This is a genomic window from Streptomyces halobius (assembly GCF_023277745.1).
Taxonomy (GTDB): domain Bacteria; phylum Actinomycetota; class Actinomycetes; order Streptomycetales; family Streptomycetaceae; genus Streptomyces; species Streptomyces halobius.
Genome location: NZ_CP086322.1, coordinates 541419 through 568089, shown reverse-complemented (window position 1 = coordinate 568089; position 26671 = coordinate 541419). Strand labels below are relative to the sequence as shown.

Here is a 26671-nt window from a genome sequence, read left to right as displayed (position 1 = left end):
GTGACGCCCTGCTCCGTGGGCGCGACGGAAAGCGAGGTTCGCGCCCGAGGCCGATACTGGGTTCAGCATCGCGGGTGCCGCCATCGGATCACGGTGGAGAGTCACCCCGCGGCCGTGTGGTGCCGGTCCTGCTCGGAAGGCACAAGGTGGTGGTGATGGACGCATCGCTGTCGACATTCAGCGAGGGGCCGGAAGATCCCTTCGCCGCGCGTCGTGCAGCCTCGGTCGTCCTCGATCCTCGGGGGCGTGTCGTCGGGTGGAGCGAGCGGGCCGAGGAGCTGCTCGGCTATACGGCGGAGGAGGTGCTCGGCCGGTCGGCGATCGACGTCCTGATGGACAGCCCCGAGGACCGTGGTTTCGTTCTGGCGGCGGTGGCGGCCTGTCTGCGTGAGCAGGGGTGGTTCGGCATTGTGCCGTTGCGGCACCGCGAGGGGCACCGTGTGGAAATGGGGTGCCGCGCCCGGGTCGTCCTGCGGCCCGACGCCACCTACGAGTGGTACATCGTGGGCGCGCCGGCGCAGGAGGTCCTCCAGTGGGAAACTGACCGGTCGGTCCTGGACGGGCTGTTCCGACGCTCCCCGATCGGGCTGGCCATTTACGCTCCGGACCTGCGCATTCTGCGGGTGAACCGGGCGATCGCGAATTTCAGCGGTGTCCCGGCCGAGTACCACCGTGGTCTGCGCGTCGCCGACTTCCTCTTCCGTGCCGACGCGGAGGCGGTGGAGGCCCAGCTGCGGCAGGTGCTGGAGTCGGGGAAGTCCTCGATCTTCGCCGAGCAGCCCGTCCGTATTCTCGCGGTCCCGCAGCAGGAGCTGGTCGCGTCGGCGTCGGCGTTCCGGATGCAGGACTCGTCCGGCCGTGTCCTCGGCGTGGCGCAAACGGTCGAGGATGTGACCGACCGTGTTCAGGCCCGCCGTCGCCTGGCGCTGCTCAACGAGGCCAGCGCCCGCATCGGGACCACGCTGGACGTGGCGACCACCGCCCGTGAACTGGCCGAGGTGGCCGTGCCCGACCTGGCCGACTACGTCACCGTGGATCTGCTGGAGCCGGTGAACCGGGGTGAGGAGCCGGATCAGGGGACGTACGGAGAGATGCGCAGGATGGCGACCCGCGGTATCTCACCGGACGCGTTGCGGGTGATGTATCCGGTCGGCGACGTGATCAACTTCCCGCCGGAGGCTCCGTACAGCAGGTGTCTGGTCGAGCACCGCCCGGTCCTCGAAACGTTCCAGGACAGCCGTCTGCCGTGGCTGGCCGACGACCCCGAGCGGGCCGAGCGCGCCTTCGGCCTCGGGCTGCACTCCCTGATGGTGGTGCCGCTGGCCGCACGCGGGCTGGTGCTGGGCACGATCGGCCTGTGGCGGTCGCGACGCCCGGAGCCGTTCGAGGAGGACGACCTCACCCTTGCGGAGGAGTTCGCCTCCCGCGCCGCGCTCTGCATCGACAACGCCCGCCGCTACACCCAGCAGCATCAGGCGGCGCTCACCCTCCAGCACAGCCTGCTCCCCGCGGAGGTCCCCGGACACCCGGCGGCCGAGGTCGCCCACCGCTACCGGCCGGCCGACCCGGCCGCGGGCGTCGGCGGCGACTGGTTCGACGTCATTCCGCTCTCCGGTCTCCGCGTCGCCCTCGTCGTCGGAGACGTGGTCGGCCACGGCACCCACGCCGCCGTCACGATGGGGCGGCTGCGCACCGCCGTCCACACGCTGGCCAACCTCGACCTCGCGCCGGACGAGATACTCGCCCACCTCGACGCCCTCGTGGACCGCCTGGCCGTCGAGCAGGAGGCGACCGGTACGCCCTCCCCGCAGCTGATCGGTGCGACCTGCCTCTACGCGGTCTACGACCCGGTCTCCCGCCGCTGCACCATGGCCCGTGCGAACCATCTGCCGCCCGTGATGGTCACCCCGGACGGACAGGTGAGCATCCCCGACGTCCCCGCGGGCCCGCCGCTCGGCCTGGGCGGCCTGCCGTTCGAGAGCGCGGAGCTGGAACTGGCGGAGGGCAGCCTCCTGGCCCTCTACACCGACGGCCTCGTCGAAAGCCGTCGGCAGGACCTCGACGACGGGTTGGCGCGGCTGCGTGCGGCGCTGACCGCGCCCGCCCGCACGCTGGAGGAGACCTGCACGGCGGTTGAGGAAGCGATGCTCCCCGAACACCCCGCCGACGATGTCGCCTTGCTCATCGCCCGCACCCGCGCCCTGGCGGCGGAGAAGGTGGCCACGTGGGAGCTGCCCACGGAGCCGACCATCGCCGCCGAGGCACGCAAACTGGCGACGCGTCAGCTCGCTGAGTGGCAGCTGGACGAGATGGCCGTCACCACCGAACTCATCGTCAGCGAACTCGCCACCAACGCCTACCGCTATGCCAACGGGCCGATCACCCTGCGACTCATCCGTCACCGCGACCTCATCTGCGAAGTCTCCGACAGAAGCAGCACCGCCCCACACCTGCGCCAGGCCCGTACCACGGACGAGGGTGGCCGCGGCCTCTTCCTGGTCGCCCAACTCGCCCAGCGCTGGGGCACGCGGTATGTACGCGACGGCAAGACCATCTGGGCGGAACAACCGCTGCGGATGGCTGATCCCAAGAGATCGATGGGCTGAGGGACGCCCTTGCGTGGCAGGGAGGTTACGGCCAGTGTGGACGACGTGGCCGTCGGCCGACAGCTGCCCGTTGACGATCGGCGGCCGGCGCGGTGTCCGGACATACACATCTGGAGTGAGCGTGGCTTCCTTCGTACTGCCCCATTCCCTGTACGGCCGGGGATCGCACAAGGTCATCGCGGTGCACGGATGGTTCGCCGACCGGTCCGCGTTCGACGCGGTCCTGCCGGATCTCGACCAGGACGTGTTCCAGTACGCGCTGGTCGACCTCCGCGGCTACGGCGAGGCGAACGGTGCGGCCGGTGCGTACACCACGGCCGAGGGGGCGGACGATGTGCTGGCGCTCGCCGATCGGCTGGGCTGGGAACGGTTCTCCGTGATCGGTCATTCGATGGGCGGCAGCGTCGCCCAACGGTTGCTGGCCGCGGCACCGCACCGCGTACGCAGGCTCGTCGGAATCTCTCCCGTCCCCGCCTGCGGGCTGCCCCTGCCCCCGCAACAGTGGGAGTTGTTCTCCGCCGCCGCGCACACCCCGGAGAACCGGCGGGCCATCATCGACCTCACCTCCGGCGGGCAGCGCCCTGCCGCCTGGCTGGACCGGCTGGTGCGCCGGTCACTGGAGCGCAGCGACCCGAAGGCGTTCCGGGCCTGGCTGGACTCCTGGGCGGGGGAGGACTTCCACACCGAGGTCGAGGGCTCATCGGTTCCGGCGCTGGCGGTGGTCGGGGCGCTGGATCCCGCGCTGACCGGCGAGTTGATGCGTCAGACGTGGCTGCGGTGGTACGTCGGCGGTGAACTGGCCGAGGTGCGGTCGGCGGGGCACTATGCCATGGACGAGACTCCGCTGGAGCTGATCCGGACCGTGGAGGATTTCCTGCGCACGGACGACGCCGACGGGGGCGGCGGCAGGCACGGTGACGGCGGCAGTCACGGCCTCGGTGACAACGGCGCGCCGGACGCCGGATGACCGCTCCCGAAGTCGGTGCCGACCTCCCGGACGTCTTCGACCCGCGCGGCTACACGAACGGACTGCCGCACGCGGCGTACCGCCTCTTGCGGGACCGGCATCCGGTGGCCTGGCAGGAGGAGCACGAGGTGCTCGGCTGGCCCGCCGGTCCCGGCTTCTGGGCGGTCACGCGCCATGCCGACGTGGTACGCGTGCTGAAGGACGCGCGCACCTTCTCCTCGTACGTGGGCGCCACCCAGATCCGCGACCCCGACCCCGCGGACCTGCCGTTCATCCGCCGCATGATGCTCAACCAGGATCCGCCGGACCACGGCCGACTGCGCCGCTCGGTCAGCCGGGCCTTCACCCCTCACCGGGTCGACCGCTTCGCGGCCGTCGTACGCGGGCGGGCCCGTGGCCTGCTGGCGGCGGCGCTCGACGCGGCGCGTTCCGGGAACGGCGTGTGCGACCTCGTCACCGCGGTCACGGACGACTTCGCGCTGCTCAACCTCGCCGATCTGCTCGGCATACCGGCCGGTGAGCGCGGCCTGCTCCTGGACTGGACGCGGCGCGTCATCGGCTACCAGGACCCGGACGAATCCGGTCCGCCCGCCTCCGGCCCGGACGGTCGTCCCGCCAACCCGCGCTCGCCGGCGATGCTGCAGGACATGTTCGCCTTCGCCCGGGAGCTGGCCGCCCACAAGCGGCACCACCCGGGCGACGACATCATGACCGTACTCGCCTCGGACACCGAACTGTCCCGGCCCGAGCTGGAGATGTTCTTCTTCCTGCTGACCATCGCGGGCAATGACACCGTACGCAGCGCGGCTCCCGGGGGCCTGCTGGCATTGGCTCGGCATCCGGACGCCTACCGGGGGCTGCGCACGGGGGCGGTGGACACATCGACATGTGTGGAGGAGCTGCTGCGCTGGCATCCGCCGGTGCTCAGCTTCCGCCGGACCGCGGCGTGCGACACCGAACTGGCCGGTCGCCTGGTGCGGGCCGGCGACAAGGTGGTCGTCTTCCACGGCTCGGCGAATTACGACGAGCGCGTCTTCGCCACCCCGCACCGGCTGGACCTGACCCGTACCCCGAATCCCCATGTCTCGTTCGGTGACGGCCCGCACGTCTGCCTGGGCGCGCACTTCGCACGGCTGCAGCTGCGGATGCTGTACGAGGAGACGCGCGATCTGCTGCCCGCCCTGACGGTCGCCGGTCCGCCGAAGCGGCTCGTGTCGAACTTCATCAACGGTCTGAAGTCGCTGCCGCTGCAGCTGGTGGATGCCGACCGGGGATGAATTCCTCAGGTTGGCGGCCGAAGGTTGGCGGCCGATGCGGTGGTGGCCGCTGCGTTGCGAGTGATCCTGTGGTCCCGTGATCCTGTGGTCCCGGGGCGTTCGGTCAGTGGGCCAGCAATTGGTACAGCGCCATCGGTGTCACATAGCCGGGCCAGCGGCCGTCGGCGAAGAGATGCACACCGGCGTCCAGATAGCACTGGTCGACGAGTTGGGAGCAGATCATGTGCCGGGTGCTGGCGATGTAGCGGCGCAGCCCGGGAAGGGGGACGTGGAAACGGTGCGCGGCGATCGCGAGGTAGTCGAGAAAGCTGTAGGGCACTCCGACGTATTCCATGGCCGCGTCGCAGATGGCGGTGCGCTGCTGCCCGGTGAGCCCTTCCGGGCAGACGTAGAGCACACTGCTGCCGGTGTACTGGGTGAGGGGCCTGATGCGGGCCCCGCCCGGGACGGCTTCCAGTAGCCGGTCGTCGGGCAGAACGAGGAAGGCGTGTTGGTAGTCGGCGAAGCCGTCGCCGTTGAGCCACTGCCCGAGCCGGATCAACCGGCCGGTGACGCCGGATATTTGGGTGAGTCCGATGTCGCCGGGCAGGGGGGTGGTGTGCTTCATGAGCAGCTCCCCGGGCCAGGGTGAATTACCGTGTGTGAGTGGCGGGTTGGGGTGAGTCACTACGGGTGATACCCGGTGTTCGGCTGTATGTACCGCGATCCGCCTGCACGTACCGCGATCCGCCGTCCACGGTGTGCGTTTGCGTGCTGCAGGGCAGGTAACGTATGTGACCGACTCCTTCGCCGCCTCGGGCCGACAGGACGACGACACCCGCGGGCTGCTCGCCGAGGCGCGTCGGCTGCTGCCCGGCATCATCGCCGTACGGCGGGCCATCCACCGCGCCCCGGAGCTGGACCTCCATCTGCCCCGTACCCAGCAGACCGTGCTGCGCGCCCTGGACGGGCTGGGCCTGACGGTGCGTACGGGGGTACGACTCAGCTCCGTCGTCGCCACCCTGGAGGGCGCCCGGCCCGGGCGTACGGTCCTGCTGCGCGCCGATATGGACGCCCTGCCCCAACACGAGGAAACCGGGCTGGCCTTCGCCTCCGAGGTGCCAGGCGTGATGCATGCCTGCGGTCACGACACACACGTCGCCATGCTCGTCGGCGCCGCCCGGCTGCTGGCCGCCCGGCGCGAGGAGCTGTCGGGTCGCGTGGTGTTCATGTTCCAGCCTGCCGAGGAGTCAGGCGGCGGCGCACAGCACATGATCGACGAAGGGGTCCTCGCCACTCCTGACGGGCGTGGTGTGGACGCGGCCTTCGCCCTGCACATCGCCACCCGCTTCGAGACCGGGACGGTGCATCTGCGGCCCGGCCCGATGTTCGCCGCGGCCGACCAGCTGCGCCTGACCGTACACGGCCGCAGCGGACACGCCTCCGCCCCGCAGCTCGCCCTCGACCCCGTCCCCGTGGCCTGCGAAATGGTCCAGGCCCTGCAGACCATGGTCACCCGCACGGTCAGCGTCTTCGACCCCGCCGTGGTCACCGTGGCCGCCATCCGGGCCGGCACCACTACCAACATCATTCCCGATGCGGCCGAGATCCTGGGCACCTTCCGTACGCTGTCCCCGGCCACCCGCCAGGTGATGCGTGCGGGTATCGCCCGCGTCGCCCACCATGTCGCCGCCGCCCACGGCGCGTCCGTCGACGTGCAGCTGACCGAGGGCTACCCGCCGGTCGTCAATGACCCCGTCTTCGCCGGTCACGTCCATGACACCGCCACCGCGGTACTCGGCCCGGCCAGGGTCCAGCGGCTGCCCGAACCGTCCATGGGGGCCGAGGACTTCTCCTACGTTCTGCGTCGCGTGCCCGGTGCGATGGCCTTCCTGGGCGCACGTCCTGACGGTGTGCCGCCCGAGGGAGCCGCGGACTGTCACTCCAGCCGTGTCGTCTTCGACGAGGACGCGCTGGCCGCCGGCGCCGCCCTCCACGCGGCCGTGGCCGTACGCCATCTGAGCGGTGCCTCCCGTCCCCCACGGGACGGGAGGCACCGCTCAGATGGCGTCGTGTGAGGAGACCGGTCTGTTGTGGCGCGAGCCCTCGCGTCAGCTCAGCCGGCCGGGACCGCGACGGTCAGCGCTTGACCACGAACGTCCGGCCCTCCTTCGCGTCGGACGAGCAGGAGTTCCGCTCCGCGGTGGTCATCTTGCGCGTTTTGACGGTCACCGCGTTGTTCTGCCCGTCGGTGCCATTGGGCGCGGGACCGGTGACGGTGTCCGGCACGTACCAGAAGTAGTGGTCCCACTTCGGGCTGTCGTAGTGCGTCTGCCAGGTGCCAGAGATGGCCTGCATCACCTGCGCGCGGGCGATCCAGCCCACCTCGCCGGGCTTGACCGTCATGTTCATGGAGCTGTTCTCGGTGTGCGAGCTCGACCAGGTGTGACTGTAGGTCGCGGTCACGCTCAGGTCGATGAGACCGGCGAGCTTGCCGCCGGCGGTGACGGAGACGCCCGCGGAGTCCGTCGAGCCCACCGTGTCCGACCAGCCCATCGACTGGGTGGCGTCCGAAGTGCTGCAGTTGTAGAGGGTGTTGGAGACCTGGCGGAAGTCACCGAGGTACGCCGTGCCGAGCTTCGGCTCGTTGAAGCTGCACTTCCCCTCGCCGGAAGCACAGTCGGCGATCAGCTGCTCCCGGGTGGGGCCGTCATCCGCGGCGGCGGCCGGTACGGCCATCGCCGCGACCAGGCCCAGTGCCGCCGTGGACAGTGCCATCAGCCGGCTCCCGTAGCGGATCGTTCTGCTTTTCGTCATCGTGCCGTTGCCTCTCGCGCAGCGTCATGGAAGCGACGATTCCGGGGTGGTGTGTGGTGTTCGTCGCTGTTGCGTCCGAGACTGGAGTGAAACGTGATCCAACTACACCAAGAATCGGCAAAGTTGTCGTTGATGAGGAAACAGACCCTTTGGGGTAAAACGAAACGGAGGCGGTGTCAGGTCAGCGGCCCGGGGGGCGGGTGGCCACCACCACTCGGCACCGGGGGCTGCCGTCGGGGCGCAGGCCGAGCTCCGGAAGGGCGTGCAGCCGGACGTCGAATCCGGTCCGGGCCAGTTCCGCGCGCACGTCGGAGGGACGGAACGTCCGGTAGTACATGACGAATCGCGGACGCCACAGCGCGTTGCGGACCCGCATCACCGCGTCGAAAGCCAGCAATGCCCAGTAGCCGGGCGACCCCGGCCGGGCCGGCGCGACGATCGGGAAGACGAACCGGCCACCGGGACGCAGTACGGAGTGAACCTGGGCGAACAGCCCCGGCCGCTCCCGGGGCAGGAAATGCCCGAATGCTCCGAAGCTCACCACGAGATCGAAGACCGGCGCGAACGGGAGGGCCCGCGCATCCGCGCGCACCCACTCCACGCGAGGTGCGGCAGCGGTCGTTCGTGCACGGGCGCGGCCCACGGCGAGCATCCCCGCGCTGATGTCGACACCGGTGACCCGCTCCCGGCACACCTGCCGCAGTACCTCGATGCCGGCGCCGGTGCCGCAGCACAGGTCGAGACCGCCGTCGAAGGGCCCCAGTGTGTGCAGCACCCGGGAAACAGGAGCCAGTACCGACTCCGGAGTCCGGAACGGAGTGCGGTCGAATTTCGGGGCGAGCAGGTCATAACCGCGCTCGACGGAGGACAGCGCCTGGACGGTGAGTTCCCGGAACGTGGGGCCTTGGGGTGCGAACATCACCCTCAGCATAAGGCCGTCCGGTGCGGGTGATCGGGCCACGCCGGTGGGGGGCGGGCCACGCCGGTGGGGGCGGCGGTTCACCGGCCACGTACTGTTCGCTGGGCGTGCCGCACTCTGCCGACCACCATCTTCAGGAGGGCCCGATGGACGAGATCCGCGTGCTGTCCGCCACGGCGATCCTGGGCTACGGATTCCCCGACGCGTCGTTCGAAGCCGGCCTGGCCCGCGGGCCGCATCTCATCGCCGCCGATGCCGGTTCCTGTGACCCCGGCCCGTACTACTTGGGCGCGGGCGCATCGTTCACCGACCGTACGGCGGTCACCCGTGACCTGGAGCGGATGATCAGGGCCGGGCAGCGCCTGGGGATCCCCGTGGTCATCGGATCCGCGGGCGGCGCCGGGGCCGCCCCGCACCTGGCCTGGCTCCGCGGCATCGTCGACGAGATCGCCGCCGGTCAGGGGCTCCGGCTGCGCGCTGCGGTCATCCCCGCCGACATCGACCGGGAGACCGTTCTGCAAGCCCTGCGCGACGGCCGGATCAGCGCCCTCCCGCACGGCCCGCAGCTCACCGCCGAGGACATCCACGCCAGTACGCACCTGGTGGCGCAGATGGGCACGGCACCCTTCGTCGCCGCTCTGCGCGACGGCGCCGATATCGTCCTCGCCGGGCGCGCCTACGACCCGGCGGTGTTCGCCGCGCTGCCGCTGCTGCACGGCTTCGACGAGGGACTCGCCCTGCACATGAGCAAGATCCTGGAATGCGCGGCCATCGCCGCGGTCCCCGGCAGCGGCAGCGACTGCATGCTCGGCACGCTGCGCCGGGACCACTTCGTCCTGGAGCCCCTGAACCCCGTGCGACGGTGCACACCCACCTCGGTCGCCGCGCACACGCTCTACGAGAAGAGCGATCCCTACCACCTGCCCGGACCCGGCGGCTACCTGGACCTCAGTGACTGCGTCTTCACCTCCGAGGACGAGCGCGGCGTGCGGGTCTCCGGCTCCCGCCACATCGCTCAGCCCTTCGCGGTCAAGCTCGAAGGCGCCCGGCTGCGCGGCTATCGCACGGTGTCGGTGGCCGGCGCCCGGGACCCGTACTTCATCCGCGAGATCGACACGGTCATCCAGGGCGTACGGGACCGCGTGGCGGACAACTTCCCCGACATCCCGCCCGACAGCTATGAGCTGCTCGTCCGCGTCTACGGCGCCGACGGCTGCATGGGCCCGCTCGAACCGTCACCGCGGCCGGCCGGCCACGAGGTCGGCATCGTCATCGAAGCCGTCGCCGACAGCCAGGACCTCGCGGACACGCTCTGCGGCTTCGCCCGCTCCACGATGCTGCACTTCGGCTACCCGGGGCGCCTCTCCACGGCCGGCAACCTGGCCTTCCCCTACTCCCCGTCCGACTTCCACGCCGGCGAGGTCTACGAATGGAGCGTCCACCACCTGATGGCGACCGACGATCCGGCCGCGCTGTTCCCGATCACCTTCGTCGACTACCCCGGAGACCCGTCGTGACCGCTCCGCTGACCGAACTCGCCGATGTCGTCCGCAGCAAGAACTCCGGACCGTACGAACTGACCATCGACATCATCTTCACCGGTCAGGACCAGTACGAGCTCGTCAAGCAGCGGCGAGCCATCAGCCGGGAGCTGGTGGCGGAGCTCTACCGCGTCCCCGTCGACGACGTCGGCGAGCCGATCTTCTACGACCCGGCGAAGGCCGTGAAGATCAACCTGCGCCGCCCGCTCGTCTCCGGGAACGTCGGTGAACGCGATGTCTACGGAGCGCAGCAGCACGGCCCCTTGCTGACACTGCGTCTGCCGACGCCGTGATCCCACCAGCCACTGGCTCACCCCCAGCCGGGCCCTCGAACAGGACCTGCCCGCATCCGACCGACCGTACACCGCGACCACCGCGCCCGCCCAGCAGCAGGCGGTACGTACGGCGGCCCAGCACAGCTGGCGGTGGAGCCGGGAGCTGATGACCGAAGCGGCAGCACGGTGGGACACGCGCCTCCCGCGAACTGCACCAGGAAACGACGCGTTCCTGGCGCGCGTCTGAGCGCACCCTCTGGACTCCCGCCGTCGCCGCGGCGGCGGGCGTCCATGGGCCGATACCATCACGCGTGGCGTCTGCCGACGGGCCGGAGCACCCAGGAATCCCCACCCGCCGGCCCCCACCGTGAGGAGGCACCATGACAACGGACCGCCACGGGCACACGATGAGCGCTACCGGCCCAGAGGCCCTCCTCCACTACGAACAGGCCCTGGACGACCTGCTGTTCTTCCGCCCCCGGGTCGTAGAATCGTCGCGGTCGGTCCTCGCTGCCGCGCCGCACTCGGCCATGGGGCAGACACTGGCCGCGTATCTGGGGGTGCTGGGCACCGAGGAGAAGGACGCGGCCGCGGCACGGGACAGCTTCGGCCGCTTCCGCTCCGGTCTGGACACTGAACGGCTGAGTCCCCGTGAGCGGATGCACCTCGCCGCCGCGACGGCCTGGCTGGACGGCGATCTGCACGGTGCGGGCCGCATCCTCGGCGACCTCACCGTCGCCTTCCCGCGCGACGCCCTCGCCCTCTTCGTCGGCCATCAGCACGACTTCCTCACCGGGGACGCCGAGCGGCTGCGCGACCGCGTCGGCGGGGCCCTGGACGCCTGGGACGCGGACGATCCCCACCACGGGCCGCTGCTCGGCATGTACGCGTTCGGCCTGGAGGAATCGGGCCACTACGAACGCGCCGAGGAGAGCGGACTGGCAGCCCTCGCGCAGCATCCCGACGATGTGTGGGGGATCCACGGCGTGGTGCACAGCTACGAGATGCGGGGACGTTTCACGGACGGCATCCGTTTTCTCGACGCCCGCACCGACGATTGGGCGAGCGGCACCCTGCTCACCGTCCACAACTGGTGGCACTACGCCCTCTACACCCTGGAGACCGGCGACACCACCCGGGTGCTGCGGATCTACGACGACGCGCTGCACCACGACGGGTCGGCGGGCGCGGCGATGGAACTGCTGGACGCCGCGGCCCTGCTGTGGCGGCTGTATCTGGCCCAGGAGCAGCACGGCGAACGGTGGGCCCGGCTCGCCGACGCCTGGGAGCGCCGCGAAGACGGGCCGTACTACGCCTTCAACGACGCACACGCGGTCATGGCATACGTGGGGGCGGACCGCATCGCCCGGGCGCAGCGCCTCGTCCAGGACCGCGAACACTGGGTGGCGACGCGGCCGCCCGTCTCCAACCACGCGATGACCGCCGACATCGGCCTGCCCGTGTGCCGCGCCCTGATCGCCTACGGACAGCACGACTACGGCCTCGCCACCGATCTGCTGCTGCCCCTGCGCCACCGTCTGCATCTCTTCGGCGGCAGCCACGCCCAACGGGACGCGATCCAGCGGACCCTCGTCGAAGCATCCCTGCGCGCGGGCCGCACCGACCTGGCCAGGAACCTGCTCAGCGAACGCATCCAGCTGCGCCCGGTCTGCCCCTACAACTGGTCGGCCAAGGCCCGGCTGGAGGAACAGCTCGGCCGGTCGGAGCGGGCCGCGGCCGCGCGCGAACGCGCCGCCGCGCAGGCCATGGCGTCCTGAGGCCATCGGGAGTCCTGAGCGTATTCGGGAGTCCTGAGCGCATTCGGGGAGCCGATGCCCTCCCCGCCCGCCGCGTCTACAGTGAGCCGATGACCGATCCCTGGAACGCGACCGACCCCGGCGTCCTGCGGCTTCCCTCAGGACGCCTGTTCCGAGGCCGCGCGCTCCGTCGGCCGCTGCCGGCCGGAACGACGCCGACCTACGCCGTGTATCTGCTCGGCAAGCAGCCTCCCGAGGCCCCTTGGCAAGTCCGGTGGCTGCGCTGGCCGGACTTCTGGCTCCCCAGCAGTCACACCCAGGCCCGAGCTGTCCTCGGTGAGGCATGGGACCGTGCCGGGGCCGAACGCGTAGAGATCGCCTGCGGCGGTGGCCGTGGCCGCACCGGCACGGCCCTGGCCTGCCTCGCTGTGCTGGACGGAGTGCCCGCCGAGCGGGCAGTGGAGTTCGTGCGCCGGAACCATGACTCCCGCGCTGTCGAAACCCCCTGGCAGAAGCGCTACGTCCGCCGCTTCGCCGACTGATCCGTCACCCGGTCCGGCGGGGCCGCCCTCCTGGTTCCCCCGCTCTCCCGTTGACCTGAAGCGCAGTTGAGGTCAGCGTCCCGTGTCGTAAACGTGATCGGTGCAATCAGCGCGATCCGCATGATCGCCGCGGTCACCGGCTTTGCGGCGCGTTCGCAGTGCTGGTGCTGGTGCTGGTGCTGGTGCTGGTGCTGGTGCTGCTGTGCGCGGGGGCCCGTACTGGCGGCGCTGTGCCGCGGTGTGTTCGCCGTGTCGAACTGGGCACGGTGATGCGTCTGACGTGACGGTGACGTGCGCGGGGCCGAGTACTCTGAGCTGACGCGCAGTCAGTAGTACGTCGAGGGCGGCTGGCGGCTCCGGTCGGGGTGCGCGTCTCGTGTGGCGGATCACTCGACTCCGATCACTCGACTCCGAGAGCGTGCAGCATAGGGCGCAGCTTCGCGCAGGATTCGGCGTACTCGGCCGCCGGTTCCGAGCCGGCCACGATGCCGCAGCCGGCGTACAGGGAGGCCATGTCGGCGCGGACCAGCGCCGACCGGATGGCGACCGCGAACTCGCCCCGTCCCGCGGCGTCGGTCCAGCCCACGACCCCGGCGTACCATCCGCGGTCAAGCCCCTCGTGGCGCGACAGCCAGTCCAGGGACGGCGCCTTGGGGTGTCCGCCGAGCGCGGGGGTCGGATGGAGGCGTTCGACGAACTCCAGGATTCCGGCGTCCCGTTCCCCGAGATGTCCGTCGACCGCGGTCGACAGGTGCTGAACGTTGGGGAGTTTGAGCACGGTGGGGGAGGGCGGGGCCGTCACGCGCGAGCACGAGGTGCGCAACGCGTCCCGCAGCGTGTGCACCACGACATCGTGTTCATGGCGGAGCTTGGCACTGTCCGTCAACTCCCGCTCGAAAGCGGCGTCGTCCTCGGGAGTCGCACCCCGGGGCGCCGTCCCGGCAAGCCCCAGGGTCTGCACGGTGCGGCCGCTGAGCCGTACGAGATATTCGGGCGTGGCACCGAGAAACGTGTGCCCGCTGTTCTCGACCGCGAAGAGCGTGGCGTCGGGGTAGGTGTGACGCAGCCGTTCCACCGCGGCCGGGATGTCGAACGGGGTTCCGGCGACGATACGGAGTTCGCGGGCGAGCACCACCTTCTCGAACGCCCCCTCGCCGATGCGGTGGACGGCACGGCGGATCAGGTCCTGCCAGGCGCCGGCGGAGGGGAGCTCGTGGCGAGTGGCAGGTGGTGCAGGCGTACGGCGTGGGGGAGGCGGGCCCTCTGACGGGCGGTGGGTGGGCGGAGCCGGCGGGTGGTGCTCGGCCAACTGCGCGAGGAATGCGGCGATCTGGTCGGGGGCGTCGCCGGGGTGGACCACCGCGTTGAGCCGTAGCTCGGTTGTGGGGGCAGGGGCGGGGGAGCTGCGTAGCTGAAGGGTGGGCACCCACATGAGGGCGTCGGGGAACGGAGCGGTTCGCGCCGTGGCACCGGGAGCGAAGGAGAAGCCGCCGACCAGCAGGGGCCCTTGTCCGGTCGGCAGCGTCACGACGGGACGCCCTCCGGCCACCGCATCCTGGATCAGCAGCTGCCAGGAATCCCGTACGGAGGCGATCCGGCCGGTGCCGCGGCCCGTCAGGACATGCGCGGCGCCCACGGCGACGAGGCTGCCGCGGTCCCATGCCGACTCCCAGAGCAGCGATCTGTCGGCGCGGTCGCGCCACCGCCGCCACAGCGCGACCGCGTCGGTGTGCGGCAACGGTGTGGCCCAGCTGGCGAGAACGGGGCGCCGGCGCTGCCGCGCGATCTCGACGGCCCGCCGGCACACCGCGCGGAGCGCCTCCCGGGACGTCGGTCCGAGCAGCGGTCCGCCGGGCGCGGTGGTGGGTGTCGGCATGATCCATACCCCCCTGCCGCCGTGGCGGGGGCGTCGCCTTGTGTGCTGCCACGTCACGCATGGTCTATTCCCTGGCGGAGCGCGGAGAGATCCGCGTGCGGACAACGGCCACCGGATCTCCGCACCACCACCCGCTGCACCTCATCGCCGCCCCGACGGCGATTCCCCCGACTCCCGCAACTCCTGGAGAGTCTCCTCCAACCAGGCGCGCTCCGACCGCGCCATCGGAAAGGTCGTGGCCGTGGTCCACCACTCCTGAGACACGGAACAGGCCGGCCTCACGGAACAGGCTGCTCCATGACCTGTTCCGCCCAGATGATCTTGCCCTCCGGTGTGTAACGGGTGCCCCAGCGCTGGGCGAGCTGGGCGACGAGGAACAGACCGCGGCCGCCCTCGTCCTCCTCGGCGGCGTGCCGGAGGTGCGGCGAGGTGCTGCTGGTGTCGAAGACCTCGCAGATCAGGCCGCGGTCGTACAGCAGGCGCACCCGGATCGGCCCGGTGGCGTAGCGGATGGCGTTGGTGATCAGCTCGCTGAGGATGAGCTCGCTGCTGAAGACCGCCTCGTCCAGGCCCCACCGCGTCAGCTGCCGGGTGAGCTCCGCCCGTGCCTCGGCCACCGCCGCCGGGTCGGAGGGGACCTCCCAGGCCGCCATGCGGTCGGGGTCCGTCAGGCGGGTGCGCGCGACGAGCAGGGCGATGTCATCGCGCTGGCGGTCCGGGAGCAGGGCCCCGAGCACGGCCTCACAGATCTCGTCGGGCATCCGGCCGGGGTGCGCCAGCGTCGTGGTGAGGACCCGCAGCCCGACATCGATGTCCCGGCTGCGGTCCTCGACGAGACCATCGGTGTAAAGGACCAGGCTGCTGCCCTCGGGCAGGCGCAGGTCCACCGCCTCGAAGGGCAGGCCGCCGAGGCCGAGCGGCGGGCCGGCGGGGAGCTCGGGGAACTCCACGGTGCCGTCGGGGTGGACCAGCGCCGGCAGCAGATGGCCGGCGCGGGACAGGCTGCAGATACCGGAGGAGGGGTCGTAGATCGCGTACAGGCAGGTGGCGCCCGTGATGACGGTCTCCTCGTCCGCCACGGCCGCCTCCTGGTCGATGCGGTTGACCAACTCGTCCAGGTAACTGAGGAGTTCGTCGGGCGGCAGATCGAGGGTGGAGAAGTTCTGCACCGCGGTGCGCAGCCGGCCCATCGTGGCGGCGGCGTGCAGACCGTGCCCGACCACATCGCCGACGACCAGCCCGACGCGGGCGCCCGGCAGCGGGATGACGTCGAACCAGTCGCCGCCCACCCCGGTCTGCGCGGGCAGATAGCGGTGGGCGATGTCGAGGGCGTTCTGTTCGGGCAGGCCATGGGGGAGCAGGCTGTGCTGCAGGGTGAGGGCCATGGCGTGCTCGCGGGTGAAGCGGCGCGCGTTGTCGATGCATACGGCGGCCCGCGCGGCCATCTCCTCCGCCAGGGACACATCGCCCTCCTCGAAGGGGGTGTTGTCCCGGGAGCGCCAGAAGTTGGCGACCCCCAGCAGAACGCCGCGCGCCCGGAGCGGAACGGTGATCAGCGACTGGCATCCGTGATTCAGGACCAGCTGGAACCGTTCGGGGTCCTGGGCGCGCCAGTCATCGGCGGCCCGCATGTCCGGCACGAGCACGGACCGACCGGTGACGAAGCCCCTGGCCATCGGAGTGACCGGGGCGTACCTGTGGAGCTCGCCGGCCCGGTAGAGGGGATGGTCGTCGCTCAGGCCGGCGAGCGCCACGCGGTGCAGCTCCGGCGCCTCGCTGTACGCCCCCGCCGGCGGCTCGTCACCGCTCAGGACGGGCTCGGCCAGGTCGACGGTGGCGTAGTCGGCGAACCAGGTCACGGCGACCTGGGTCAGCTCCTCGGCGGTGCGCTGCACATCGAGAGTGGTGCCGATGGTCATGCTCGCGTCGTACAGCAGCCGCAGGCGGCTCTGCGCGGACTCCGCCTTCCCCGCGAGGGCGAGCAGTTCCGTGGAGTCCCGCAGTGTGGCCACGCTGCCGGGCGGGCCTCCCCGGCGGTCCGTGGGCCGGATGTTCACCGCCAGCAGCCGGTCCCCGACCCGTAGCACCTCGTCGGTGACCACGCCCCCGGAGACCAGCAGTTCGGTCGTCCGGGAGTCCAGCCCGAGGTCGGTGACGCGGCGCCGCTCCGCGTCGGGGGCCAGACGGAGGAGCCGGCGCGCCTCGTCGTTGGCCAGCAGGACATGCCCCTCCGCGTCGACGATCAGCACACCCTCGCGCACGGCGTGCAACACCGCGTCATGGTGCTCGTACATGCGGGTCATCTCGGCCGGGCCGAGCCCGTGGGTCTGGCGCCGCAGCCGCCGGCTCACCAGCGCCGTACTGATCGTGGCCAGGGCGAGGGCGGCGGCCCCGGCGCCGAGGACCACCCGCAGCTGCCGGTCGATCCCGCTGCTGACGCGGCTGACCTGCAGGCCGGACGACACCATGCCCACGATCGTGCCGCGGTCGTCCCGCACCGGGACGACCGCCTGCACCTCATGGCCGAGGGGGCCGAAGACGCTTTCAATGGTGACGCGGCCGGCGAGCGAGGGCTCGATGGTGCCGACGAAACGCCTGCCGATCTCTTCCGGTTTGGGGTGCGTGTACCGGATGCCGGCCCGGTCCATCACGACGACGAAGTCGACGCCCGCCCGCTTGCGGGCCGTCTCCGTGAGCGGCTGGAGCACCTTGGTGGGATCGGGGCCGCGTATGGCCTCCACCAGGCCGGGGCTGTGGGCGAAGGACTCGGCCGCGGCAAGCGAGCGATTCCGGGCTCCCTGGAATCTGTCGCTCCGGGCTTGGAACACCAAGGTGGCCACCGCGGCCACGACCAGCAGCAGCACGATCAGGACCTGCAGCACGAACATCTGACCGGCGACGCTGCGCATGCTCGCCAAGGGGCGCAGGCGCCGCGCCGATGACGTGGGCGCGGCCTCCCGCCGCGCACGCCGCGCATGCCGGCCGTCGCCGTCCAGGCGCCGACCGGTGAACGAGCGTCCCGAAGGTGGCCACGGAAAGCGGCCGGAGATCCGGGCCATGGTCCATGTCTACCGTGCACCTGCTGCCTCCGATACCCACCACGCCGGGGTATCGGATGACTGTACGACGAGGTCCCGGCTCGGCCAGTCGCTGCCGGCACCACCGAACGCCTCGATCGGACGACTGCCAGATCCGGACGCCCGTCCAGAACGTCGGGGCCTACGGCCAGGAGATCGCCGACTGCCTGGTCGAGGTGGCGGCCTGGGACTGGCAGTCCCGGCGCCATGTCACTCTCCCGGCGGACGCCTGCGGTCTCTGGGCCACCGCACCAGCGTCTTCAAGGGCTCCGCCCGCTGGACCCTGCTGAGTCTGGTCTTCGCCCTGCGCCGGTCCGCGCTGAGCGCATCCATCACCTACGGGAAGGTCGCCGCGGAGCTCGACATTCTGCCCCGCGGCCGGGTCCCGTTGGACGAGGCGGCGCGAGCGGTGCTCGCGGTACGCCGCGGCAAGGGCATGGTGCTGGGCTGCTCCGACACCGACCGGCGCTCGGTGGGCAGCGTGTTCTTCAGCCCCGTGGTGACCTCCGCCCAGGCCGCCGACCTGCGGGCGCAGGACGCACCGGTCAGCAGCTTCCCCGACGGCTCGACCAGAGTCAGTGCCGGCTGGCTCATCCAGCAGGCGGGATTCGCCCTCGGCACGCCGCTCAGCGAGGGCGTAGGCATCTCCTCGCTGCACCACACCCTGGTCGCCGACGACGGCGGCGCCGGGAGCTTCACGGAGGCGATCGAGATCGTGCAGCGCCAAGTCCTGGACCACACCGGCGTACGCCTCACACCCGAGATCGACTTCCTCGGGGACGGGGACGGGGACGGGGACGGAAACCCGTTGCCGGGGAGCTGAGTGCACCATCCCGCCGCGAGCCGACGCGCCCCGGGCGCTCCGGTCTCTTCCCGCCACTTCACAAGAAGCCTCATACCCGAGAAGTCTTATATCTGCCGCTATAGGAGATATAAGACAGCTCCCCGGGGCGGGATTTCGTTGATCGGCCTCGGACAGTCACAATCTCCCAGTGACCTTCCCCGTCCTTCAGCGGACTCGGTCCTGCCCCGCATGCGGTGAACAGCTGACGCAGCCGCCCGTGGGCCCGGGTGCCGCGGATGTGGGGTGGGCGCATTCGGATGCGTGAAGGAGATGATCTCCCTTCGAGGAGGCATGTTGGTGGAAGGAAGGCTGGCCATGACGGCGGACGCGCGTGGTGAGGTCGAGGAGTTCATCCTGGGGGAGCGTTTCTCCTGTCTGGCGGGTCGCTCCGCCTGGCGCCAGGGCGGCATCACACACCGGCATTACGACCTGCTGGGGAGCGAGGATTCCGCCCGGCTGATGGCGCTCGATCTCGCGGAGTTCGTGGGATCGGCGAACTGGAGCGCTCGGACGTTCACCAGTTTCATCGCGACCTTCGCGCAGCCCCGCGGGGTGGATGAGCTGCGGTTCGAAGAGCTTCTGTGGCAGCAGCTGCAGCTGCTCCACGAGGAGGACTCGGAATCCCACGGCTGGGCCGAGGGCTACTCGTCGGATCCGCAGTCCAGTAAGTTCGCCTTCAGCGTGGCCGGCCATCCGTTCTTCGTGATCGGCCTGCACGAGACGCACCGCCGGTGGGGCCGTCGGCCTCCCTTCCCGATGCTGGCCTTCAACTCCCACGAGCAGTTCGACCGGATCAAGGGCGCCGGGATGTGGGACCGGCTGGCCGAGAAGATACGCAAGCAGGACATCAAGCTGCAGGGGGACATCAATCCCAACCTGTACGAGTACGAGCAGCTCTCCGAGGCCCGCCGCTACTCCGGCCGCCCCAAGCCCGCCGACTGGCAGTGCCCGTTCGCGCCGCGTGACGTGGAGCGGGAGCGTGCGGCAGAGCGCGAACTGACCGTCTCGGGGGCTTGATTTCAAGCTCGGTGCATCAGCTCGGTACATCAGGGCATGAGCTGGGTGCATCAGGACGCGGCGGCTGTCCCCAGGCGGCAGGTGGCAGCGTGGGACAGCCGTCGCACCGGCCGATGGCTGATGCCGATGCGGCGGGCGGTCACGCACATACGGCTCGCCACGTATCGCCCTGCGGCCGCTCGATGTGCATGACTGGCATCAGGCGTGGATCTTCGAGCCCCGCGAGTAGGGCGCGCCTTGTCGTCGCGAGCGTCTGGAGCACGCCGTGGGCCAGGCTCACGCCTTTTCTGTCGGGCGCGCGGCCCCGGCCTCCCGTGGGGTGGGTGCGTCGCGCTGAGAGCGCAGAATGCCGGCCGTGCAGGCGGCGACGGCGCAGAGTGTCACGGGCAGAAAGAACGTCAGGCTGAGCGGGATGAAGTGGGTCAGGGGGCCGATGATGGCGGGCCCGGCGAGCATGCCGAGGTAGCCGAGGCCGGCGACGCGGGAGACGTTCGCGCCGGCGGCGGTCTGGTCGGTGTGGCCTGCGGCGCTGAAGAGTTGGGGTATGCAGCCGGACAGCCCCGTCCCGAACACGGTCCAGCCGATGAGGGCCAGGGGAATCCAAGGGGACAGTGCCGCCACCGTCAGGCCGAGTGCGGCCACGGACGCGCCGTAGCGGAGGACTGCCACCGGCCCGAAGCGCCCGGCCACCCGGTCGGTGAGGAGGCGGCCGACGGTCATGGCGGTGGCGAAGGCTCCGTAGGCAAGGGCGGCGGTGGCGGCGGGTGCCTCCAGGTGGTCCCGCAGGTGGAGCACACTCCAGTCGTTGGCGACGCCTTCGCAGAGCATGAGCGCCAGCGCGAGCGTGGCCAGGATCCAGATGCGTCGGGGAGTTTGGCGCCGGGCCGTCCTCTCGGCAGCCCCGGCAGTCGCGGTGTGCGCGCTGTCGGCTGGTAGTACGCCGTGGGCGTCCTCGGGACGTAGCAGCGCGAGGGCACCCGCCCCGGCGACGGCGAGGCCCAAAAGCGCTACCGCGCCAAGGGTCACCGGCGGGCTCCAGCCCCAGCTGAGCGCACGGGCGCCGGCCAGCGCGGCAAGGACGCCGCCGATGGAGAAGGTGGCATGGAACGCGGACATGACGGGCCGCCGGTAGCGGCGTTCCACCTGCACGGCATGGGCGTTCATGCTGACATCCAGGCAGCCGTTGCCGAAGCCGAGCACCAGCAGCGCCGCCCCCAGCGTCCAGACGTTGGTGGCCAGGCCCGGCAGGACCAGGGCGGCGCTGCACAGTGCCGCGCTGACCGGGACGACGGTGCGGGCGCCGGAGCGGTCGGTGAGCGGGCCGACGAGCTGCATGCCCGCGAACGCTCCCGCGCCGAGCAGCAACAGGAGCCAGCCGAGCATGGCATGGCTGACCCCGGCTCGGTGCTCGATGGCGGGGATGTGGACGATCCACATCCCCATGAGGAAGCCGTTGAGGGCGAAGTAGGCGAAGGTGGCCGGCCGGCCGGACCGCAGTGATCCGTCCGGGCCGGCCCGCAGTGACCGCGGTGATCTGTTCATGCGAACGAACATAGCGAACATGATCTATGTGTGAAATCTTGCGTTTCGAACGCAACTCATGTTCAGTTGGGTCATGGCGAGTACCGATCGACTGACGCAGATCACCGATGCCGTGCGTGCGGCGGGCCGTATCGGCGTCGCGGAACTGGCCGGCCTCACAGGCGCTTCGGAGATGACGATCCGCCGCGACCTGGAGGTCCTGGCCGACCAGGGCGTAGTGGAGCGCTACCGGGGAGGAGCGCGAAGCCTGCTGCTGCGCGGCGACGAGCCCCCCTTCGCGCTGCGGGCGCGGGAAGGGCTGGAGACCAAGAGACGCATCGCCGCCGAGGTCGCCGGGCTGATCGCCGACGGGGAGTCGGTCGTCCTCGACAGCGGCACCACCTGCCTGGAGGTGGCCGGCGCGCTGGAGCAACGGCGCCTGACCGTGATGCCGCTGTCCCTCCACGCCGTCAACGCGCTGACCGGGGCATCGCAGCTGACGCTGCTCGTACCCGGCGGTCGGCCGCGGTCCGGCGAGCTGGCGCTGACCGGCCCGCTGACCGCGGCATCGCTGGCCGCCCTGCGCTTCGACACCGCCGTCATCGGCTGCTGCGGACTGACCGCGAAGGGCGGCCTGACCGCCTACGACCTGGACGATGCCGCCGTCAAGCACGCCGCGATCGCCTCGGCCCGCCGCGTGATCGCCGTCGCGGAGGGCGCCAAGCTCTCCCGCACCGCCCTTGCCTTCGTCGCTCCCGCCGCCGGCCTGCACGCCGTCGTCACCGACGAGAGCGCCCCGAATGACGAGACCGACGCGCTGGCCACGGCCGGCGTGACCGTACGAAAGGTATGACCCCGTGACCGGCACCGTGCTCTTCGACCTGTTCGGCGTCATCGCTCAGCATCAGTCCACGGCCGGGAAGAACCGGCTGGTCCGCACGGCGGGTGTGCCCGGCCCGGCTTTCTGGGACGCCTACTGGGCGCTGCGCCCGCCCTACGACCGCGGCGAGCTGACCGGGCCGGGGTACTGGCGACGGGTGGCCGACTCCCTGGGTGTCCGCTTCGACGGCCACCGGACCGCGGAACTCGTCGAGGCCGACATCGCCGGCTGGAGCGCCGTTGACGACACCATGGTTTCCCTGGTGGAGGAGCTCGCGGCAGCAGGGAGGCGGATCGCGCTGCTGTCCAACATCCCCGAGGAACTGGCCGTCCACTACGAAGAACACCACCCCTGGCTCCAGCACTTCGCGATACGCGCGTTCTCCTGCCGTATCGGCCACGCCAAACCCGACCCTCGCTCCTACAGGTGGTGCCAGGAGGCCCTGCACACCGAACCGGAGCACATCTTCTTCGTCGACGACCGTCAGGAAAACATCCGGGCCGCCGAGGCAACCGGCATGCACGGCCACCTCTTCACCACCCCTGCCCGACTGCGGGAAGCTCTCGCCACATGGGACTCCGCCACCGGCTCGCGATCGTGACCACGTGACCTCCCTTCACCAACTCGGCAGGCTGGGGCCCGACACGAACCGTCCGCCGCCATTAGCCGAGCAGCCCCCCGGTGTGCGGGTCATCGGCCAGCTGCCGCCAGGAGTGCCCGGACGTGGCGAACGCCTCCGGGTCGACCGCTTCGACCAGGTCTTCGACGCGGTTCGCCAGCAGCTCTTGCGGTGTGAACACCGCCCAGTCGCCGGGCTTTCCGCCCGCCCCCACGTCCCACCGCTCCCACTCCTTCCGCAGCTGCTGGTACGTCCAGCACGCGTAGAGCAGGGCCGATATGTCCCGGTGCAGATATGCCGCGGGCCCGTCCTCGCCGTACCAGTCCGGCAGCTCAACGCGGCCGGTGGCACCGTCCAGCGCCATTGCGAGGTCGAGCGTCCACCAACCCAGCGCGATGAAGTTCCGCTGGTACCCACGCTCGGTGTACGGATTCTTGCCCTCCTCGCCCTCCTCGTCCGCTGGTGTGTCGAAGAGCGCGGAGTGGACCTCGGCCATGGTGCGCAGCGGTCCGTCGTGCAACGCGAAGATGTCGGCGTTGACCGGCAGCCCGATCTCCGTGAGCAGGCGGCGGGTCGGCTCGTGCGTGAGGCCGGAGGGCAGTTCCTCCGGGGCGAAACGGTGCACCCGGCCGTCCTCGGCGGTCTCCGCGATCAGGCCGGGGTCGAGCACATAGGCGAGTTCGTCCGGTACGCCGAGACGCGCGCCCCAGTGCAGCGCGCGGATCAGCAATGACGTTTCCCAGTGGGCGGGTTGGGGGCCACCGGCGAACAGCCCGGGGTCAAGGCGACGCATCCGCTCCCGGGCCTGCTGCCGTACCTCGGCGACGACCGCCGGACCTCGCCGGCCTCCGTATGGATCAAGGCCACGTGGTGCTTCCGACACCGCCTCGATCTCCCCTATCAGCCCGGCCAGTTCAGAAAGACCCGAGGCGATGAGGTCGTGACGCAGCAGATCCTTCTCCCACGCGACGAGATGTACGCCGCCCGTCGTGCCGTCCAGCACCAGCCATGCCTGCCAGTAGTAACTCTCCCCGAGAACCAGCAGCCGCCGGTCACCCATGATGACCGCCTCGTCGCCCTCACCGGCACAGAAGGGCTCCAGTCGCCCCGCACGGAGTCCGGTGAAGCGGAAGTCGGCGCCCTCCTCAGGCAATCCCTCCTCGACAAGAAAGCGCCGGCTCGGTTGATGTTTCAGCACTCCCGGCAACGAGGCCGCGTCCAACCGGCGCCGGGGCGGGCCTCCGTTCGCGTACTTCCCCTGCCTGCTGTCACCCAAGTAGCCAGCCATGAACCGCTGTTCCCCCCCGCGAGATTGCTCACTTCTCCTGACCACTTCTCCCGGCCACTCCTCGTGATCGGTGCTCGTGGTCACGCTCTTGATCTCCGCTTCAGACACTAGCGCGGGCCACTGACAATCGACTGGCCGAAGCCGCCAGGGAAGCTCCGTCCGTCCCGTTGCCGCGTAGCCGGCGGACCTGGGATTCGGCCTGTACCGAAAAGCCTGGTCTCCGGGTGCCCGGCCGCGCATCCTGTGGGGCGGGTGTGAGACCGCACCCGCCCAACGACCGACGGAACATCAGGGGGAACATTCATGCGTCAGATCCAAGCGAAGGTGAAGGCGGTCGCGGCCACCACCGCGCTCGCCGGCCTTGCGGTGCTGCCGCTCGCCGGAAGCGCTCACGCCGCGCCGAAGGCAGCAGCCTCCCACGGCTGCCCGTCCGGGTATGTGTGCCTGTACCCGAACGCGAGCTGGAACGGGGGCAAGCCCATCTACAAGTGGTACACCTACGGCGCCCACAACATCAGCGGCCAGTACGGCGTCAAGCGGTTCTTCAACAACCAGACCGGCGGTGCCATCGCCCGTAACTGCACCGGCCGCAACGGCACCGGCTGCCAGGGTGCCCAGCGGGCCGGTACTTACGCCGACTACAACTACACCCCGTACAACTCCGTCCGCCTCGAACGCGGTTGACGCACATCGGCCGATCGGGAACGACGATGAGGATTGCCCCGTCCCGGTCGCCAGCACGGTGACGCACTGCTGATCGTGCTCGTGCGGGAGTCTCGATCGCCCGGCGGACGGCCGGGCGATCGAGATTCTTTTGTGCGGTGACGCGGCCGGGCACTGGCCGCTTCTCGACCGACCACCGGAAGCCTGCTCAACTTCCACGGCCAAGGCGTGGTTCGGCTCTCCCTCTGCCTGAACCACCCGAGAATTCACGCACGCCCTGCTTCATTCCCTTACCGGCTGTTTCGCCCTTTTCTGACCGCGCTCGCCCGGACCGAGTCGCCCTCATGGTCGCCGTTCGGATACCCCTGGGCGGGGAGACAGGTATGGTCCTGGGCACCCGGCCCCGTCCCGGGCTTGTGGGGGCTGTGGTTGCCGGGACATGTGTTGAAGGGGTGCCGCTTCCGGTGGCGGATCCGTATTGTCAGCTCGCGCCGGAGCGTGCTCGCTCCAAGATCTCCGCGTGGGCTCTGCCCAGGGCCCCTGTAATGCCTGGTTGTGCTGCATAGAGGGAGCAGTGGTGACACTCCTGATCGTACCGGTCATGATCACATTCGGGATATTCCTGCTTGCCATGGTGGCTGTGGGTTTCTGGACGTATCAGGACACGTTGACGTTTTCTGATTTCGCTCTGGGCGGGCGTCGGCTGAGTGCGCCGGTGGCGGCTTTGTCGGCGGGCGCCAGTGATATGTCCGGTTGGTTGTTCTTGGGGTTGCCGGGGGCGGTATATGCGGCCGGGATCGGTGCCACGTGGATTGCCGTGGGGCTGGCGGTCGGTACGTATCTGAATTGGCGTCTGGTCGCGCCCCGTTTGCGTACGTATACCGAGCGGGCGGGTGACGCCAAGACGCTGTCGGCGTATCTGGAGGAGCGGTTCGAGGACGGCAGCAGGATACTGCGCCTGCTTTCGGCGACCGTCATCGTCGTGTTCTTCACCGTCTACGTCGCCAGTGGTCTCCTCGCCGGCGGTGTGCTGTTCGAGGGGATATTCGGGGGCGGATTCGAGTTCGCTCTCACGGTCTTCGCGGTGGTGATTGTCGTCTACACCGTACTGGGTGGTTTTCGCGCGGTGAGCGTGACGCATTCGGTGCAGGCCACATGGATGTTCTGCGTGGCGGTGGCGCTGCCGGCGATCGGCATCATGATGCTGGGCGGGTTCGGAGCGCTGCATGAGGGGATCACCGACAAGAGTCCGTCCCTTCTTGACCTGGGTGCCAAGGCCGCCTTCGACGGTGACCGTTGGACGTCCGGTGAGCCGCTCGGCGCGGTGGCGGTCATATCCCTGCTCGCATGGGGAATGGGCTATTTCGGCCAGCCGCACATTCTGGTCCGCTTCATGAGTGTCCGCAGCGCTCGCGAAGTCTCCATCGCCCGTCGTATCGGGGTGGGCTGGGTGGTCGTCGCGCTGGCGGGCGCGTCGCTCGTGGGCCTGGTAGGAATCGCCGCGCTCGATCAGCCGCTGGAGAATCCGGAGACCGTCTTCATCGCGCTCTGCGCCCAGTTGGCCAACCCGTGGGTTGCGGGAATTCTGCTGGTCGCCGTGCTGGCGGCGATCAAGTCCACGGCGGACAGTCAGCTGCTGGTCTCGGCGATGGCCCTCACCGAGGACTTCTACCGGGCGTTCGTCAAGCGGCAGGCGTCGGATGCGGCGATGGTGCTGGCGGCGCGTGCGACGGTGGTGGTCGTCGCGTTGGTGGCGTATGTCATCGCCCTCAGCGGCGGCGCTGTGCTGGACATCGTCGCCTACGCCTGGGCGGGCTTCGGCGCCGCCTTCGGCCCGGTGATCCTGCTGTCGCTCTACTGGCCCCGCATGACGCGGGCCGGGGCGATGGCCGGCATCGTGACGGGGACTGTGACCGTTGTGGCGTGGAAGCACATCGACCCGCTCCTCGGGCCGCTTCAGTCGGGCATCTACGAGATGGTGCCGGGGGTACTGGCGGCCACGGCGGCGGCGGTGGTCTTCGGACGGTTCGTCGGCCGCCCGCCCCGGCGTGTCTGGTCGGGTCCTCTGGACAAGAAGGACGCCTCGGCGATGCCGGTCGGCTGAGTCCGCGCCGGTCACGCCGATTAGACCGTTCAACGGATGGACTCCGGCCACCGGCAGTGTCAAGAGCGTCAAGGGCGCGTGCGGCGTATGGCGGCCCCGCGT

22 protein-coding genes and 1 pseudogene are annotated in these 26671 nt (G+C 70.3%); 16 read left to right on the top strand and 7 right to left on the bottom strand.

Annotation, left to right across the window (positions count from 1 at the left end; genetic code table 11):
- Window positions 1-155: 155 nt before the first annotated feature.
- From K9S39_RS02520 to K9S39_RS02510, 3 genes are all read left to right on the top strand, one after another.
- Entirely contained in the window at window positions 156-2606 is a 2451-nt protein-coding gene (locus K9S39_RS02520; RefSeq protein WP_248861671.1) for a SpoIIE family protein phosphatase, read from the top strand.
- A 121-nt stretch (window positions 2607-2727) separates the two neighbouring features.
- On the top strand, window positions 2728-3573 hold the full coding sequence (locus tag K9S39_RS02515) for an alpha/beta fold hydrolase (RefSeq protein ID WP_248861670.1): 846 nt from the start codon (window positions 2728-2730) through the stop codon (window positions 3571-3573).
- Complete coding sequence (locus K9S39_RS02510) at window positions 3570-4850, top strand: cytochrome P450 (protein ID WP_248861669.1); 1281 nt, start codon at window positions 3570-3572, stop codon at window positions 4848-4850. The genes K9S39_RS02515 and K9S39_RS02510 overlap by 4 nt, the downstream gene beginning before the upstream one ends.
- Window positions 4851-4953: 103 nt before the next feature.
- On the opposite strand, the gene K9S39_RS02505 is transcribed toward K9S39_RS02510, so the two are convergent.
- Complete coding sequence (locus tag K9S39_RS02505; protein WP_248861668.1) at window positions 4954-5457, bottom strand: C40 family peptidase; 504 nt, start codon at window positions 5455-5457, stop codon at window positions 4954-4956.
- A 166-nt stretch (window positions 5458-5623) separates the two neighbouring features.
- Between K9S39_RS02505 and K9S39_RS02500 the strand changes: the two genes are divergently transcribed.
- Complete coding sequence (locus tag K9S39_RS02500; protein WP_248861667.1) at window positions 5624-6907, top strand: M20 metallopeptidase family protein; 1284 nt, start codon at window positions 5624-5626, stop codon at window positions 6905-6907.
- A gap of 61 nt (window positions 6908-6968) precedes the next feature.
- Here K9S39_RS02500 and K9S39_RS02495 read toward each other — a convergent pair whose 3' ends face one another.
- A complete protein-coding gene (locus tag K9S39_RS02495) occupies window positions 6969-7646 on the bottom strand; it encodes a hypothetical protein (protein WP_248861666.1) in 678 nt (225 codons plus the stop codon).
- Window positions 7647-7827: 181 nt separating this feature from the next.
- Window positions 7828-8565, bottom strand: coding sequence for a class I SAM-dependent methyltransferase (locus K9S39_RS02490; RefSeq protein WP_248861665.1), 738 nt, complete (start codon window positions 8563-8565; stop codon window positions 7828-7830).
- Between the two features lie 146 nt (window positions 8566-8711).
- Between K9S39_RS02490 and K9S39_RS02485 the strand changes: the two genes are divergently transcribed.
- The 6 genes and pseudogenes from K9S39_RS02485 (at window position 8712) to K9S39_RS41915 (ending at window position 12964) form a co-directional block, all read left to right on the top strand.
- A complete protein-coding gene (locus tag K9S39_RS02485) occupies window positions 8712-10082 on the top strand; it encodes an acyclic terpene utilization AtuA family protein (RefSeq protein ID WP_248861664.1) in 1371 nt (456 codons plus the stop codon).
- The gene (locus K9S39_RS02480; protein ID WP_319949525.1) at window positions 10079-10399 is read left to right on the top strand and encodes a DUF4387 domain-containing protein; all 321 of its coding nucleotides are present in this window, start codon (window positions 10079-10081) and stop codon (window positions 10397-10399) included. Before K9S39_RS02485 ends, K9S39_RS02480 begins: the two co-directional genes overlap by 4 nt.
- A 13-nt stretch (window positions 10400-10412) precedes the next feature.
- Window positions 10413-10628, top strand: a pseudogene (locus K9S39_RS42700) (hypothetical protein); the annotation flags it as partial.
- Between the two features lie 133 nt (window positions 10629-10761).
- On the top strand, window positions 10762-12159 hold the full coding sequence (locus K9S39_RS02470; RefSeq protein WP_248861662.1) for a tetratricopeptide repeat protein: 1398 nt from the start codon (window positions 10762-10764) through the stop codon (window positions 12157-12159).
- An 89-nt stretch (window positions 12160-12248) separates the two neighbouring features.
- Window positions 12249-12680, top strand: coding sequence for a protein-tyrosine phosphatase family protein (locus K9S39_RS02465; protein WP_248861661.1), 432 nt, complete (start codon window positions 12249-12251; stop codon window positions 12678-12680).
- A gap of 158 nt (window positions 12681-12838) precedes the next feature.
- On the top strand, window positions 12839-12964 hold the full coding sequence (locus K9S39_RS41915) for a hypothetical protein (protein WP_283112168.1): 126 nt from the start codon (window positions 12839-12841) through the stop codon (window positions 12962-12964).
- A 116-nt stretch (window positions 12965-13080) separates the two neighbouring features.
- Here K9S39_RS41915 and K9S39_RS02460 read toward each other — a convergent pair whose 3' ends face one another.
- Both K9S39_RS02460 and K9S39_RS02455 read right to left on the bottom strand, forming a co-directional pair.
- A complete protein-coding gene (locus K9S39_RS02460; RefSeq protein ID WP_248861660.1) occupies window positions 13081-14556 on the bottom strand; it encodes an isochorismate synthase in 1476 nt (491 codons plus the stop codon).
- 278 nt (window positions 14557-14834) lie between these two features.
- Complete coding sequence (locus tag K9S39_RS02455; protein ID WP_248861659.1) at window positions 14835-17465, bottom strand: SpoIIE family protein phosphatase; 2631 nt, start codon at window positions 17463-17465, stop codon at window positions 14835-14837.
- A 97-nt stretch (window positions 17466-17562) separates the two neighbouring features.
- Between K9S39_RS02455 and K9S39_RS02450 the strand changes: the two genes are divergently transcribed.
- Window positions 17563-18456, top strand: a complete 894-nt coding sequence (locus K9S39_RS02450; RefSeq protein ID WP_248861658.1) for a UDP-N-acetylmuramate dehydrogenase — start codon at window positions 17563-17565, stop codon at window positions 18454-18456.
- Between the two features lie 336 nt (window positions 18457-18792).
- Window positions 18793-19494 (top strand): guanitoxin biosynthesis heme-dependent pre-guanitoxin N-hydroxylase GntA, encoded by a 702-nt coding sequence (gene gntA / locus K9S39_RS02445; protein ID WP_248861657.1) that lies wholly within the window; start codon window positions 18793-18795, stop codon window positions 19492-19494.
- Between the two features lie 276 nt (window positions 19495-19770).
- Here the strand turns inward: gntA and K9S39_RS02440 are convergent, their stop codons facing one another.
- Complete coding sequence (locus tag K9S39_RS02440; protein WP_248861656.1) at window positions 19771-21036, bottom strand: MFS transporter; 1266 nt, start codon at window positions 21034-21036, stop codon at window positions 19771-19773.
- A 73-nt stretch (window positions 21037-21109) separates the two neighbouring features.
- Here K9S39_RS02440 and K9S39_RS02435 point away from each other — a divergent pair, with 73 nt between their 5' ends.
- Together K9S39_RS02435 and K9S39_RS02430 are read left to right on the top strand one after the other, a co-directional pair.
- On the top strand, window positions 21110-21868 hold the full coding sequence (locus K9S39_RS02435; protein ID WP_248861655.1) for a DeoR/GlpR family DNA-binding transcription regulator: 759 nt from the start codon (window positions 21110-21112) through the stop codon (window positions 21866-21868).
- Window positions 21869-21872: 4 nt separating this feature from the next.
- The gene (locus tag K9S39_RS02430) at window positions 21873-22496 is read left to right on the top strand and encodes an HAD family hydrolase (protein WP_248861654.1); all 624 of its coding nucleotides are present in this window, start codon (window positions 21873-21875) and stop codon (window positions 22494-22496) included.
- A 61-nt stretch (window positions 22497-22557) separates the two neighbouring features.
- Here K9S39_RS02430 and K9S39_RS02425 read toward each other — a convergent pair whose 3' ends face one another.
- Window positions 22558-23802 (bottom strand): SUKH-4 family immunity protein, encoded by a 1245-nt coding sequence (locus tag K9S39_RS02425; protein WP_248861653.1) that lies wholly within the window; start codon window positions 23800-23802, stop codon window positions 22558-22560.
- Window positions 23803-24105: 303 nt separating this feature from the next.
- Here K9S39_RS02425 and K9S39_RS02420 point away from each other — a divergent pair, with 303 nt between their 5' ends.
- Together K9S39_RS02420 and putP are read left to right on the top strand one after the other, a co-directional pair.
- A complete protein-coding gene (locus K9S39_RS02420) occupies window positions 24106-24486 on the top strand; it encodes a hypothetical protein (protein ID WP_248861652.1) in 381 nt (126 codons plus the stop codon).
- 499 nt (window positions 24487-24985) lie between these two features.
- Window positions 24986-26569: a sodium/proline symporter PutP gene (gene putP / locus K9S39_RS02415; RefSeq protein ID WP_406707861.1), complete on the top strand. Its 1584-nt coding sequence runs from the start codon at window positions 24986-24988 to the stop codon at window positions 26567-26569.
- The last annotated feature ends 102 nt before the right edge of the window (window positions 26570-26671 follow it).